General features: G+C 56.6%; 10 protein-coding genes and 1 pseudogene. 6 read left to right on the top strand and 5 right to left on the bottom strand.

Annotation, left to right across the window (positions count from 1 at the left end):
* Window positions 1–158: 158 nt before the first annotated feature.
* The 3 genes and pseudogenes from yhjD to AC1RKC_RS20915 form a co-directional block, all read left to right on the top strand.
* A complete protein-coding gene (gene yhjD, locus AC1RKC_RS20925) occupies window positions 159–1,178 on the top strand; it encodes an inner membrane protein YhjD (RefSeq protein WP_020837471.1) in 1,020 nt (339 codons plus the stop codon).
* Between the two features lie 328 nt (window positions 1,179–1,506).
* Window positions 1,507–2,829, top strand: a complete 1,323-nt coding sequence (locus AC1RKC_RS20920; protein WP_020837472.1) for an MFS transporter — start codon at window positions 1,507–1,509, stop codon at window positions 2,827–2,829.
* Between the two features lie 99 nt (window positions 2,830–2,928).
* Window positions 2,929–3,696: pseudogene (locus AC1RKC_RS20915) on the top strand (CDP-diacylglycerol diphosphatase); the annotation flags it as partial.
* Between the two features lie 29 nt (window positions 3,697–3,725).
* On the opposite strand, the gene AC1RKC_RS20910 reads toward AC1RKC_RS20915, so the two are convergent.
* On the bottom strand, window positions 3,726–5,759 hold the full coding sequence (locus AC1RKC_RS20910) for an AsmA family protein (protein WP_187962047.1): 2,034 nt from the start codon (window positions 5,757–5,759) through the stop codon (window positions 3,726–3,728).
* A 98-nt stretch (window positions 5,760–5,857) separates the two neighbouring features.
* Window positions 5,858–6,643 (bottom strand): cyclic-guanylate-specific phosphodiesterase, encoded by a 786-nt coding sequence (gene pdeH, locus AC1RKC_RS20905; protein WP_082144866.1) that lies wholly within the window; start codon window positions 6,641–6,643, stop codon window positions 5,858–5,860.
* A 146-nt stretch (window positions 6,644–6,789) separates the two neighbouring features.
* On the opposite strand from pdeH, the gene AC1RKC_RS20900 reads away from it, so the two are divergent.
* Together AC1RKC_RS20900 and kdgK are read left to right on the top strand one after the other, a co-directional pair.
* Window positions 6,790–6,993, top strand: a complete 204-nt coding sequence (locus AC1RKC_RS20900) for a 2-hydroxymuconate tautomerase family protein (RefSeq protein ID WP_020837477.1) — start codon at window positions 6,790–6,792, stop codon at window positions 6,991–6,993.
* Between the two features lie 165 nt (window positions 6,994–7,158).
* Window positions 7,159–8,091, top strand: a complete 933-nt coding sequence (kdgK, locus tag AC1RKC_RS20895; protein WP_116691607.1) for a 2-dehydro-3-deoxygluconokinase — start codon at window positions 7,159–7,161, stop codon at window positions 8,089–8,091.
* A 348-nt stretch (window positions 8,092–8,439) separates the two neighbouring features.
* On the opposite strand, the gene ilvC is transcribed toward kdgK, so the two are convergent.
* Window positions 8,440–9,915 (bottom strand): ketol-acid reductoisomerase, encoded by a 1,476-nt coding sequence (gene ilvC, locus AC1RKC_RS20890; protein WP_046374902.1) that lies wholly within the window; start codon window positions 9,913–9,915, stop codon window positions 8,440–8,442.
* Between the two features lie 168 nt (window positions 9,916–10,083).
* Between ilvC and ilvY the strand changes: the two genes are divergently transcribed.
* The gene (gene ilvY / locus AC1RKC_RS20885; RefSeq protein ID WP_020837481.1) at window positions 10,084–10,983 is read left to right on the top strand and encodes an HTH-type transcriptional activator IlvY; all 900 of its coding nucleotides are present in this window, start codon (window positions 10,084–10,086) and stop codon (window positions 10,981–10,983) included.
* 116 nt (window positions 10,984–11,099) lie between these two features.
* Here ilvY and AC1RKC_RS20880 read toward each other — a convergent pair whose 3' ends face one another.
* Both AC1RKC_RS20880 and ilvA read right to left on the bottom strand, forming a co-directional pair.
* A complete protein-coding gene (locus tag AC1RKC_RS20880) occupies window positions 11,100–11,801 on the bottom strand; it encodes a DUF2461 domain-containing protein (RefSeq protein WP_020837483.1) in 702 nt (233 codons plus the stop codon).
* Between the two features lie 21 nt (window positions 11,802–11,822).
* Window positions 11,823–13,367 (bottom strand): threonine ammonia-lyase, biosynthetic, encoded by a 1,545-nt coding sequence (gene ilvA, locus AC1RKC_RS20875; RefSeq protein ID WP_041415091.1) that lies wholly within the window; start codon window positions 13,365–13,367, stop codon window positions 11,823–11,825.
* Between the last annotated feature and the right edge of the window lie 4 nt (window positions 13,368–13,371).

Genomic DNA, 13,371 nt, shown 5'->3' with positions numbered 1-13,371 from the left:
AATTTTACCCATCGGCAGGCTGCAACATTTCACCGGGGGAGTGAACGCGCTAAGCTCACAAATTAGCCGGTTATCGGCCCCGGCGGCCAAAACGGCGAGCCTTTTGGCTATAATCAACATTGAGACAGCCTATTTATCGTTAAGGATATCGTGACGTAATGCCTACAGGATCAGATAAAGACCCCCGTCAGCCCAACAGTGAAGCGCCGCAAAAACCGCTGATCGACATCAAGACCGGCCACCAGACCCTTGACCGGCGCATTTCCGGATTTTCACGCCTGGTCGAACGCATCAAGGCCTGGCCAAGCATCGCTCACCTGCTGCGCGCCACCGAGCGCTTTAACGATCGCCTGGGCAGCCAATTCGGCGCTGCCATCACCTATTTCTCGTTTCTTTCGCTGATCCCGATTCTGATGGTGTCATTTGCCGCCGTCGGTTTTGTGTTGGCATCCAATCCGGACCTGCTCACCGGGCTGATCAATAAAATTGTCGGCAGCATCAGCGATCCGACCCTGGCCGGCACGCTGAAAAACACCGTCAATACCGCCATTCAGCAACGTACCACCGTGGGGCTGACCGGCCTGGCGCTGGCGCTGTATTCGGGGATCAGTTGGATGGGCAACCTGCGAGAGGCGATCCGTGCACAGTCGCGTGACGTCTGGGAGCGCAATCCGCAGGATCAGGAAAAAATCTATTTCAAATACACCCGCGATTTTATCTCGCTGACCGGTCTGGTGGTGGCGCTGATTATCACCCTGACGTTGACCTCCATTGCCGGTTCGGCGCAGGCGGCGATCGTGCAGGCGCTGGGTCTGGAAGGCATAGAATGGCTGCGACCGGCCATGACGCTGATTGCGCTGTCGATCTCCATCTTTGCCAACTACCTGCTGTTTTTGTGGATCTTCTGGATGCTGCCACGGCATAAGCCGAAGAAAAAGGCGTTGCTGCGGGGCACGCTGCTTGCCGCTATCGGTTTCGAAGTGATTAAGTTTGTGATGACCATGACGCTGCCACAGGTGGCTAAATCCCCTTCCGGGGCCGCCTTTGGTTCGGTGATTGGGCTGATGGCGTTTTTCTATTTCTTCGCCAGACTGACGCTGTTTTGCGCCGCCTGGATCGCCACCGCGCAATATAAAGAGGATAAAACCCTGCCAACCTCAGAACAATCCGCGCCGTAAATCAACGCAATCATACCGGCCACTTTCATGCGGCCGGTTTTTTATTTTGCATTTAAGCAATTAAACCAGCATATAAAACTAATAAGAAACCAACTTACCTGCCAGAATCAGCATAACAAACTACAGCCTAACTTTTCTTTTCGCCTTTTACAGATGTTCAGTCTGCGAATCATTCATTTGGCAACGTTAAAATCTATGCGGAAACGCAGTGATGAAACATTAAGCTTTTTAACCGGTTAATCGCCGCATTGTACAAAGTTTCATCATTGAAAAGGCATTTTGCTGTGACTAAGATGGATTTTTACAAATTCAAAATATAAGAAATATTATGCAAGCCTCCATCGCACCAACTCTGGACGCCGACGACGCGTCAACACCGGTTAACTCACGCGGAAAAGTGATTGTCGCCTCGCTGGTCGGGACCGCTATCGAGTTTTTCGATTTTTACATTTACGCCACCGCTGCGGTGATCGTTTTCCCGCATATCTTCTTCCCACAGGGCGATCCCACGACCGCCACGCTGCAGTCGCTGGCCACTTTCGCCGTCGCTTTCGTTGCGCGCCCTATTGGTTCGGCGCTGTTCGGCCACTTCGGCGATCGCGTTGGGCGTAAGGTGACCCTGGTCGCCTCGCTGCTGACCATGGGGATTTCCACCGTGCTGATCGGCCTGCTGCCAAGCTACGAAACCATTGGTATCTTCGCACCAATCCTGCTGGCGCTGGCGCGCTTCGGTCAGGGTCTGGGCCTGGGCGGGGAATGGGGCGGCGCAGCCTTGCTGGCCACCGAGAATGCCCCGGCCAGAAAACGGGCGCTGTACGGTTCCTTCCCGCAGCTGGGTGCGCCTATCGGCTTCTTCTTCGCCAACGGGACCTTCCTGCTGCTCTCCTGGTTGCTGACTGACCAGCAGTTTATGGAATGGGGCTGGCGCGTGCCGTTTATTCTGTCCGCCGCGCTGGTGCTGATCGGGCTGTACGTACGAGTGTCACTGCATGAAACACCGGTATTCGCCAAGGTGGCAAAAGCCGGCAAGCAGGTGAAAATTCCGCTCGGCACCCTGCTCAGCAAGCACCTGAAGGTGACGATCCTCGGCACCTTCATCATGCTGGCAACCTATACGCTGTTCTACCTGATGACGGTCTACTCGATGACCTACGGCACCACGCCGCAGCCGCTGGGCTTGGGCTATTCGCGCAACAGCTTCCTGTGGATGCTGATGGTGGCGGTGATCGGCTTTGGCGTTATGGTACCGATTGCCGGTCTGCTGGCTGATGCCTTTGGCCGTCGCAAGACCATGATCGTCATTACTCTGCTGATGATCGCCTTCGCTTTCCTGTTCCCGAGCATGCTGGGTTCCGGAAACCAGGCTCTGGTGATGGGCTTCCTGCTGTGCGGCCTGAGCATCATGGGGTTGACCTTCGGCCCGATGGGCGCGCTGCTGCCGGAGCTGTTCCCGACGGAGGTTCGCTATACCGGCGCATCCTTCTCCTATAACGTCGCGTCAATCCTCGGGGCCGCGGTAGCGCCTTATATCGCCACCTGGCTGGCAACGCACTACGGCCTGTTCTATGTCGGTCTGTACCTGGCGGCCATGGCCAGCCTGACGCTGATCGCCCTGTTGTTGATGAAAGAGACCCGAGACAAGTCGCTGTAACCCCGCTTACGCGGCCCCCATCAGGCGGGCCGCACTTCCCGTATTGTCTCCTGTCATAAAATCGGACTATGCTGAACCCTTCCTCTTTGACAGAAATGGAAATCAATAATGTCTCTGCGCCGCAGACTGTTTTGGTACGTTGTGCCATTGGTGGTGATCGCCATTGCGCTGGCTGGCTGGTTCTGGCTAATACCCTCCAATTCAAACGCGCTATGGCGTATCGTCAGCCAACAGTGCCTGCCCAACCAACAAACGCATAACAACCCAGCACCTTGCGCGCAGGTAGACCCACAGGCCGGTTTTGTGGTGTTTAAGGACCGCAACGGGCCACTGCAGTATTTACTGATGCCAACGGCCAAAATCACCGGCATTGAAAGCCCGCAGGTGCTGGAAGCCACCACCCCAAACTTCTTTGAGCAAGCCTGGGCCGCACGGCATTTTATGGCGGATAAATACGGCAAAGAGATTGATGACGCCGATATTTCGCTGGCGATTAACTCGCAATATGGCCGAACGCAGAATCAGTTGCATATTCATATCTCCTGCCTGTTACCGGCGGTAAAAACGCAGTTGGCGCGATATGCGACAGAATACAGTGAACAGTGGGAACCCATGCCCGGCGGCTTGCTGGGGCACGACTATCTGGTACGTAAGGTCACCGCTAGTGATCTGAAAAAACAGGGGGCTTTCCGCCTGCTGGCAGAAGGGGTACCACGATCCGAAGGCCGCATGGGCAGTTTTGGCCTGGCAATGACCGCTTTGCCGGGCGGCAACTTCCTGCTGCTGACCACCGAACGCAGTTTGCTGCCGTTTACCCTGGCCTCGGCGGAAGAAATTCAGGATCACGACTGCCGGGTTCTGCAATAAAAATGGCCCGCAGTGCGGGCCATTAACCGTCATTTTTTCTTCTTCATCTGCTGCAGAATTTGTCCGCACTGGTTTTCCTCACCGCCTTCGCTCGGCGAAACCAGCGCCAACAATGCCGCTGCCGGCGTCAGTACCACGCCCAACGCTACCGCAGCCGCACCGCGCGCAATCAGCGGACCAGCCTTCACCCCAGCGTCCGGATGCGCGAAGGTGCCTTTCACATACAGCGGCGAACGCAGCGTCAGCACGCGCATCCCCTTACTTTCTGGATCGATGGACAGGTCCAGCCGCTCCGTGGCCAGATTGGTATTGCCGCTGATATTGATAATCGCGTTCTCGGTATCGAACACAAACAGCCGCGGTGCCGCCACACCGGTGCTGATCCCGATGTCCGCCGCAGCACAGTTAATGCCCACGACGTCGTCGCCAAAGAGCTGCGCTACCAGATAGTTACCGACGTTGAGCCCGAGAATTTCCATCAGGCTACGGCTGATAACCCCATTGTTAATCACCATCCGCAGATCGCCGCTGCTGGTCGCCAGCAAGTCCGCCACCGAGTTGCCCGTGCCGGTGAGTTTGGCATCGCCGTTCAGCTGCCCCAGGCTACGTTTCATCGATCCCACGTTCGGCAACAGCTGCTTGAGCTGGAATTTCCGCGCGTGCATATCCACCCGACCCTGCATCGGATTCTTGCTGCCGTCGAGGCGCAGGGTGGCGTTGAGGTTACCGCCCGCCACGCCGAACCGCAGCGGATCCATCAGGATGGCGCCGTTGTTCAACTGCAGATGGGTATAGAGGTCGCTCAGCGGCAGCGAGCTGCCGTGCTCAATGCGCTTGGCGGTGAATTTGACGTCCGCATCCATCACCTTCCAGCTTTGGGTTTCAAACTTTTCTACCGGCAGCACCTTGCCGGCCGGCTGACGGCTTTTTTCGCCGCGTCCGGCTTTTTCGGTGTTGGAGTCCGCGCCAATCAACGGCGCCAGATCGGCGAAGCGCAGCTGCTTCGACAGTACCTCACCGCTTAGCTTCGGCCGGGGTTTACTGGCGACATAGGTCAAATCACCGTGAATATCGCTGTCGCCGATTTTGCCGTCGAATTTTTGGTACTGGAATACGGCTCCGCCTTTCTCGTGCAGGCGAGCACTCAGGTGACCATCGGTGGAGTAAGGCGGAGTATTCGGCAGCAGCACGCCGGTAAGGCCATACAGATTCCCCAGGCTGTCACCGGAGAATTTAAGCTGCAAGTCCAGCCCGCCGAGGTTCATCGGGTCGGACAGCGTACCTGCTACCACTACCCGGGTTGAGCCGGAACGCACATCTGCCTGCAGCGGAAATGGCGAGTCGGCACTTTGTAACGACAGCATACCGCCGATCTTGCCGCTGCCGGCCAGCGGCTCACCGTTATAGGTCCCCTTCACCTTCCAACCGAAAACATAGTCAGGCGTGATGGCTTTGCTGGCGTCTTTTTTGCCCGTCACTTCGCTGAACGGCAAAGGTTTGCCGAGCGGGTCAATCTCAGCGCGGAAATCGGCCTTCAGCGTGGCGTCTTTAAAAGCAATCTGACCCTTATCGAATACGATGTCATGAACGTTCACCGTCCAGTCGGACGGGGGCTGATTGGGATCGCCGGCCAGGTTAAAGGTCCAGTTATTCTCGCCATTGGCCAGACGCCGCAGGCTCGCGTTCGGCTGCTTCAGCCAAATACGCGGGATCAGCACCTCTTTGCCCAACAACGCCAATGGCGAAATGCTGGCTTCGACGCGCTGCAACTGGACCATAGTGTCGCCCGGGATATTTTCCGGGTTACCCAGTACGATATCTTCGGCATGAATACGCGGCCATGGCACCCAGGCACGCCAACCGCCTTCATCTTTGTCGCGCGTCCAGGCCACACCCAAGTCGCCACGGATAGCGAACGGACGGTGCAATTCGGCAGACACCTTGTCGTTAATGGTCGGTTTGAGGCGATTCCAGTCGAAGGCCAGCGCAAAGATCACCAACGCGACGATGATCAGCAGCACAATACCGCCCACCCAAGTGAACGCCTTTCCTGTTTTTGTCATAATGGCTCCCTGAACGCGAAACTTGCCAACAATTGATAAGCAACTGTTATCAAGCCTAGCCGAGGATAGGCCAGAGTTCACGCTTTAGGGGACGAGGATCAGGCAGCCGGCACGGAAAACAATCTGGGCAAGGTTTGCAGAGTGTCGAAATGGGCCGGACGGGAAAGGTAGTACCCCTGCGCCGCCAGGGCACCAGAGCGCTGCACCAGCAGCCATTCCTGCTCGGTTTCCACCCCTTCTACAATCACTCCTTCGCTGTGCTGGTTCATTATTCTGACCAGCGTGGAGAGCAGTTGAATGCCATCCTCCGTCTGCTTAAGCAGGGTGAACAATTCACGCGCCACCTTGATGTATTGATAGCGCCAGGTACTGACGGCGGAGAAATTCGCCAGCCCGCTACCGAAGTCATCCAACCACAGCCGCTCGGCCCCGGCAATCTGCTGCAACGGGCCGTTCAACGCCATTCCCGCGTGCTCCACCAGCTCGAAGCGCAGATAAGGCATGCTGGCAATCTGTCGTTGCAACACGTCGTGCCGCTGAAGCGCCTGCAATGCAATGCCGTCGATATTGACCGACACCATCAACGCGTGACGGGTCAACAACGGCTGCCAGTGCTGGAGCAACGTCAGCTGTTCCTGAATGATCTGCAGGCGCTTGCGCACGTCAAGGGCGGCAAAATAGTGCTCCGGCGACAGCGGTTTGTCCGGTGCGTCAGGATGAGACACCGCCGTCAGCAGTTCGAGTGCCAGCAGAGTGCCACAGGTGCGGTAGATCGGCTGAAAAGTATACTGCCGCCGGCATTGCCGCCAAAAATGCTGTGCTTTTATATGTGTGCATACGGCAAGGAATGGCGCCAGCAGACCAGAAATCATCTTGGTTGTCATTGGGACTATCGCCATCGAAGGGACATGAAAACGCTCAGTCTGCGTGATTGCTTCCCTGGGTTTATCGGCAGCAGGCGATAAAACTTTAAGCGGCGGCAAAAGCCTTCTACAGTGAATAGCGATAACAAAAAACCAAGGAAAAAAACATGCCCTACGTAAATATCAAAATTACCCGTGAAGGTGCGACAGCGGAGCAAAAGAAACAGCTGATCGCCGGCGTGACACAACTGCTGGTGGATACGCTGGGGAAGAATCCGGCCACCACCGTGGTCGTCATCGATGAAGTAGAAACCGACAACTGGGGCATCGGCGGCAAATGCGTCACCGAGCTGCGCGCAGCCGCTAAATAACGGCGGACTCTTGTCTGCGGATCGGGAAATTTTTCAGTTTCCCGATCGTCGTCATAATTAAATTAAAACGTTGTTTTATTTTCGTTGACTCCCTCGCCCCTTGCCTTGAGACTGGATGGGTTTCGCATTCATTCACCTTCTTCTTTCAGCCAGGGCTCGTTGACTATGACCACCCAGAATCTTGCCGTGATCGGCGAATGCATGATTGAACTGTCGCAAAAAGGCGCGGACCTTAGCCGCGGCTTTGGCGGCGATACGCTAAACACCGCCGTTTACGTTGCCCGCCAGGTGGCAGAAAGCACGCTGCAGGTGCATTACGTTACCGCGCTCGGCACCGACAGTTTCAGCGATGAGATGCTGCACGCCTGGCAACAGGAGAAGGTCAATACGCGCCTGGTTCAACGGCTGGAAAACAAGCTGCCGGGCCTGTACGTGATCGAAACCGATGAGGCCGGCGAACGCACTTTCTATTACTGGCGCAATGACGCCGCCGCCCGCTACTGGCTGGCCAGCCCACAGGCGGAGACGTTATGCGAACAACTGGCCCACTTCGATTATCTATACCTTAGCGGCATCAGCGTGGCGATCCTCGACGCGGCCAGCCGCACCAAACTGCTGGCATTACTGCGCCAGTGCCGCGCCAACGGCGGCAAGGTCATTTTCGATAACAACTATCGCCCGCGGCTGTGGCAAAACCGGGAAGAAACGCAGCAGGCTTATCGCGAGGTGCTGGCCTGCACCGATATCGCCTTCCTGACGCTGGATGACGAGGATTTGCTGTGGGGCAAACAGCCGGTGGAACAGGTGGTGCAACGCACGCAGCAGTTGGGCGTAATGGAGATTGTGATCAAACGCGGGGCAGAGGCCTGCCTGGTGTTCAGCGCTGAAGGCACCGAATTTGAAATCCCGGCGGTACGGCTGCCGAAAGAAAAAGTAGTGGATACCACGGCGGCCGGGGACTCTTTCAGCGCGGGTTACCTGGCGGTACGCTTAACCGGCGGCGACGCCGTGCAAGCGGCGCAGCGCGGTCATCTCACCGCCAGCACGGTGATCCAGCATCGTGGCGCCATTATCCCACTCGCCGCCATGCCGCAATGAATCCTGTTCCGTAGAAATGCGAAAGGCCAGCAATAATGCTGGCCTTAGTCTGATGACAAACACCCGAAAAACGTGGTTTTCGGATGTTTGGGGTAAATCAGAAGACATAATCCTTTGTTTTTATTCGTCCTCAGATCAGGACTTTTAACTGCATAGGACTTTGTCAGCAATCTGAGGCCAGCAATAATGCTGGCCTTTTTATTGGGCTCGAAAACCCATCTTAATACCCTATGGATTTCAGGTTGTAGCCAGGTGCCAAGCTATCTCATCCCCAGGAGCTTACCTTAGTCAGCGACTGGGGTGTGATAGTGCAGGTAACAACGCTACAGCCTGAAAGACGACGGGTATTTAGCCTGCTACCGCGATACGTTTCATATCCGTCATATAACCACGCAGCTTACGGCCAACGGATTCGATTGGGTGATTGCGCACCGCTTCGTTCACGTCACGCAGTTGCGCGTTATCTACGGAAGTCCCGGCCACGGATTTGCCCAGATCACCCGCCTGCAGGGTAGTCATGAACTCTTTCAGCAATGGCACTGCCGCGTTGGCAAACAGGTAGTTGCCGTACTCGGCGGTATCAGAGATAACCACGTTCATTTCGTACAGACGCTTACGCGCAATGGTGTTGGCGATCAGCGGCAGCTCGTGCAGTGATTCGTAGTAAGCAGATTCTTCGATGATACCTGCATCAACCATGGTTTCAAACGCCAGCTCAACACCGGCTTTCACCATTGCCACCATCAGTACGCCGTGGTCAAAGTATTCCTGCTCGCTGATTTTGCCTTCGAACTGCGGCGCGTTTTCAAACGCCGACTTGCCGGTCTCTTCACGCCAGTTCAGCAGCTTCACGTCATCTTCTGCCCAGTCGGCCATCATGCCACTTGAGAAGGCACCGGAGATGATGTCGTCCATGTGCTTCTGGAACAGCGGCGCCATGATCTCTTTCAGTTGCTCGGACAGCGCATAAGCACGCAGTTTAGCCGGGTTGGACAGACGGTCCATCATCAGGGTGATACCGCCCTGCTTCAGCGCTTCGGTGATGGTTTCCCAACCGAACTGGATCAGTTTTTCTGCATAAGCTGGGTCGGTACCTTCAGCAACCAGTTTATCGAAGCACAGCAATGAACCCGCTTGCAGCATGCCGCACAGAATGGTCTGCTCGCCCATCAGGTCAGACTTCACCTCGGCGACGAAGGAAGACTCCAGAACGCCGGCGCGATGACCGCCCGTCGCGGCAGCCCAAGCCTTGGCAATCGCCATGCCTTCGCCTTTAGGGTCGTTTTCCGGGTGAACCGCAATCAGGGTCGGTACGCCGAAACCACGTTTGTATTCTTCACGCACTTCGGTGCCCGGACATTTTGGCGCAACCATCACCACGGTAATGTCTTTACGTACTTGCTCACCCACTTCAACGATGTTGAAGCCGTGAGAGTAGCCCAGCGCCGCGCCGTCTTTCATCAGCGGCTGTACGGCACGCACTACCGAGGTGTGCTGCTTGTCCGGCGTCAGGTTAACCACCAGGTCGGCCTGCGGGATCAAGTCTTCGTAAGTCCCTACTTTGAAGCCGTTTTCGGTCGCTTTACGCCATGAAGGACGCTTTTCGTCGATAGCTTCTTTACGCAGGGCATAAGCCACATCCAGCCCCGAGTCACGCATGTTCAAGCCTTGGTTCAGACCCTGTGCGCCACAGCCGACAATCACCACTTTTTTGCCTTTCAGGTAGCCGGCTTCATCAGCGAATTCTTCACGTGCCATAAAACGGCATTTACCCAATTGCGCCAACTGCTGACGCAGGTTCAATGTGTTGAAATAGTTAGCCATGGTGGTACTCCAGTTAGATGTTGTGTCTTGCATGTTATTTTCATTCCCCGCCTGTCTGTGCGGAGATTCGTTAAACTCAATGTATAACAGGAAACGCGTTGCTTAAATTGATATATTACGAATGTGATATTGCAATTTATGCAACACTCTTGCTGCGAGCGTACTGATATGGATTTGCGTGATTTAAAGCTGTTCCTTCATCTGGCCGAAAGCCACCATTTTGGCCGCACCGCCAAGGCGATGCACGTCAGTCCGTCGACGCTTTCCCGCCAGATCCAACGGCTGGAAGAGATCCTCGGGCAGCCGCTGTTTTTACGCGATAACCGCACCGTGCAACTCACCGATGCCGGCGAGCAGCTAAAAGACTTTGCCCAGCAGACGCTGTTGCAATACCAGCAGCTGAAGCATTCTCTCGGCCAGCACGGCCCTTCGCTGAGCGGCGAGCTGCGGCTGTTCTGCTCGGTCACCGCCGCCTACAGCCACCTGCCGCCGATCCTGGACCGCTTCCGCGCGCAACATCCGCTGGTGGAAATTAAACTCACCACCGGTGACGCTGCCGACGCCGTCGATAAGGTTCAGTCCAACGAAGCCGATCTGGGCATTGCCGGCCGGCCTGAAACCCTGCCCACCAGCGTAGCCTTCACCAAAATCGGCGAGATCCCGCTGGTATTGATTGCCCCGGCGCTGCCCTGCGCCGTGCGCAGCCAGGCATTTGCCGAGCAGCCCGACTGGGCCAATATTCCGTTTATCCTGCCGGAGCATGGCCCGTCGCGAAAACGTATCGAGCTGTGGTTCCGTCGCCAGCGCATCGCCAATCCGCTGATTTACGCCACCGTCGGCGGCCACGAGGCGATTGTTTCCATGGTGGCACTGGGCTGCGGCATCGCACTGATCCCCGGCGTGGTGGTGGACAACAGCCCCGAGCCGGTACGTAACCGCATCTCACAGTTAGAAAATATCTCTATGGTCGAACCGTTCGAACTGGGCGTCTGCGTGCAGAAAAAACGCCTCAGCGATCCGCTGATCGACGCTTTCTGGCGCTTGTTATTAACGGTCAAAAATCCTTAACACGACACCATTGCTTTTAAACACGATCATTTGAAACGCGAGATAGAAATACCCCAGGGATTTCATGCTGCAGCTAGTGCAGCCAACAACGCTGCAGCTTGAAAGACGACGGGTATTTAGAGATCTGCCGGATCGACTTGTTTCATCGCCTCTACCTGCATCAACCAATGGTAAAGCGGCTCCAACTGCTGAAAAGCTTGCGCCAGCGTCTGCGTCAGCCCGGCGTTGAATAACGTCTCCACCTGGCTGTCGGTAGCCATCACCGCAAAAGATTTGCGGTTGTACCAGGTGGCAATGTCTGCCGCCTGCTCTTTAACCAGCGGGCGTTTGTAGCTTTCTCCCACCAGCTCGAACGGCGGCTGACAACAGGCCGCGACCTCGAGAAAAGGCTGCGGCCGACGCTGCAGCGTATGACGAAACAGATCCATGGTTTGCTTGTTGGCACTGTAATAACCCAGCCCATAGCGCAACATGTCCGGCCCCAGTTCGAAGAAATAAACCGGGGCATCCTTCCAGTCTTTGCTCGGCCGTTTGAACGTCAACCACATGCGGCTGCGATAACGTGATTTATCATGAGAAAAACGCGTGTCGCGGTGTATACGCGACAGCGTTTTACCGATCGCCGGGCGGGTTTCAAACTGCGGATCGATCGCCAGCATCGTCGGGGCAAGCTCAGCCACCAGCGAGCGGAACGGCGTCAGCAGCTCACGATCGTAAACGCCGCGGTTGCCTTCAAACCATTCCTTGTCGTTCTCGATCCGCACCTGCTGAAGAAAATTCAGGCCCTGCTGGCTAAAGCCGTTAAATTTATCCGTCATGCGCCGTCCTTGTCGGTTCCCTTAGCCCTGCAAAAAGAAGCGGAACGCCGGGTTATCGGTTTCATCGTGGCAGTCGTAACCCAGCGCCTGCAAATGCTGCTCAAACTCAGGTTCGGTCTGCGACAGCTCAAAACCGGCCAACACGCGGCCAAAATCGGTGCCGTGGCTGCGGTAATGGAACAGCGAGATGTTCCAATGGGTGCCCAGAGTTTGCAGGAACTTCAGCAGCGCGCCCGGCGACTCCGGGAATTCGAAGCTGTACAGCCGCTCACGCAGGGGTTTCGAAGGACGCCCACCGACCATGTATCGCACATGCAGTTTGGCCATTTCGTCATCGGACAGATCCACCACCTGATAACCGTCGGCGTTCAGCTCGTCGATGATTTCCAGACGTTCGGCATGGCCACGCGTCAGGCGGACACCGACGAAGATGCACGCGTTGTCCGCATCGGCGTAACGGTAGTTGAACTCGGTCACCGACCGGCCGCCCAGCAGTTGGCAAAACTTCAGGAAGCTGCCTTTCTGCTCAGGAATGGTCACTGCCAGCAGGGCTTCGCGTTGTTCGCCCAATTCGCAGCGTTCAGATACATAACGCAAGCCGTGGAAGTTCAGGTTGGCACCGGACAGCACGTGCGCCAGGCGCTCGCCCTGGATGTTGTGCTGCTGAACGTATTTCTTCAGCCCGGCCAGTGCCAGCGCGCCGGAGGGTTCGGCAATGGCACGCACGTCTTCAAACAAATCTTTGACCGCCGCGCAGATAGCGTCGCTGTCGACGGTGATCACGTCGTCCAGATATTCCCGGCACAGGCGGAAGGTTTCATCACCGATGCGCTTCACCGCCACGCCTTCGGCAAACAGTCCGACTCGCGCCAAATCTACCGGATGCCCGGCATCCAGCGCCGCGCGCAGGCAGGCGGAGTCTTCCGCCTCCACGCCGATCACTTTGATCTGCGGCATCAGCTGTTTGATTAACACCGCAACACCCGCCGCCAGACCACCACCGCCAACCGGAACAAACACCCGGTCGAGATGCGCGTCCTGTTGCAGAAGCTCCATCGCCAACGTGCCCTGCCCGGCGATCACCGTTGGGTGATCGAACGGGGGAACGAAGGTCATGCCCTGCTTGTGCGAAAGCTCAATTGCCCTGGCCTTGGCTTCATCAAAGTTGGCGCCGTGCAACAGTACTTCGCCGCCGAAACCGCGTACCGCATCCACTTTGATGTCTGCGGTGGACACCGGCATGACGATCAGCGTTTTGATCCCCAGACGTTTTCCGGAGTAGGCCACGCCCTGCGCATGGTTGCCGGCCGAAGCCGTTACCACGCCGCGCGCTTTCTGCTCTTCGTTCAGGCTGGCGATCATGGCATAGGCCCCGCGCAGCTTGAAGCTGTGCACCGGCTGACGATCTTCGCGCTTCACCAGAATGGTGTTGCCGAGGCGCGAAGAAATTTTGCTCATGGCCTGTAACGGAGTGACCTGAGCCACCTCGTATACCGGCGAGCGGAGCACCGCTCGCAAATACTCCGCGCCGCAGGGGGCGTCGGGTAGGGGTTGCGATACCGCCATGATG

The organism is Serratia sp. GW822-FHT06E05, assembly GCF_058799445.1.
Note: the sequence above shows the minus strand (reverse complement) of the source record. Positions and strands in the feature narration are given on the sequence as shown.

Excerpts from the sequence above, each read along its gene's own strand:
- yhjD (WP_020837471.1), top strand. The coding sequence starts at position 159 with ATGCCTACAGGATCAGATAAAGACCCCCGTCAGCCCAACAGTGAAGCG.
- AC1RKC_RS20920 (WP_020837472.1), top strand. The coding sequence starts at position 1,507 with ATGCAAGCCTCCATCGCACCAACTCTGGACGCCGACGACGCGTCAACA.
- AC1RKC_RS20910 (WP_187962047.1), bottom strand. The coding sequence starts at position 5,759 with ATGACAAAAACAGGAAAGGCGTTCACTTGGGTGGGCGGTATTGTGCTG.
- pdeH (WP_082144866.1), bottom strand. The coding sequence starts at position 6,643 with ATGACAACCAAGATGATTTCTGGTCTGCTGGCGCCATTCCTTGCCGTA.
- AC1RKC_RS20900 (WP_020837477.1), top strand. The coding sequence starts at position 6,790 with ATGCCCTACGTAAATATCAAAATTACCCGTGAAGGTGCGACAGCGGAG.
- kdgK (WP_116691607.1), top strand. The coding sequence starts at position 7,159 with ATGACCACCCAGAATCTTGCCGTGATCGGCGAATGCATGATTGAACTG.
- ilvC (WP_046374902.1), bottom strand. The coding sequence starts at position 9,915 with ATGGCTAACTATTTCAACACATTGAACCTGCGTCAGCAGTTGGCGCAA.
- ilvY (WP_020837481.1), top strand. The coding sequence starts at position 10,084 with ATGGATTTGCGTGATTTAAAGCTGTTCCTTCATCTGGCCGAAAGCCAC.
- AC1RKC_RS20880 (WP_020837483.1), bottom strand. The coding sequence starts at position 11,801 with ATGACGGATAAATTTAACGGCTTTAGCCAGCAGGGCCTGAATTTTCTT.
- ilvA (WP_041415091.1), bottom strand. The coding sequence starts at position 13,367 with ATGGCGGTATCGCAACCCCTACCCGACGCCCCCTGCGGCGCGGAGTAT.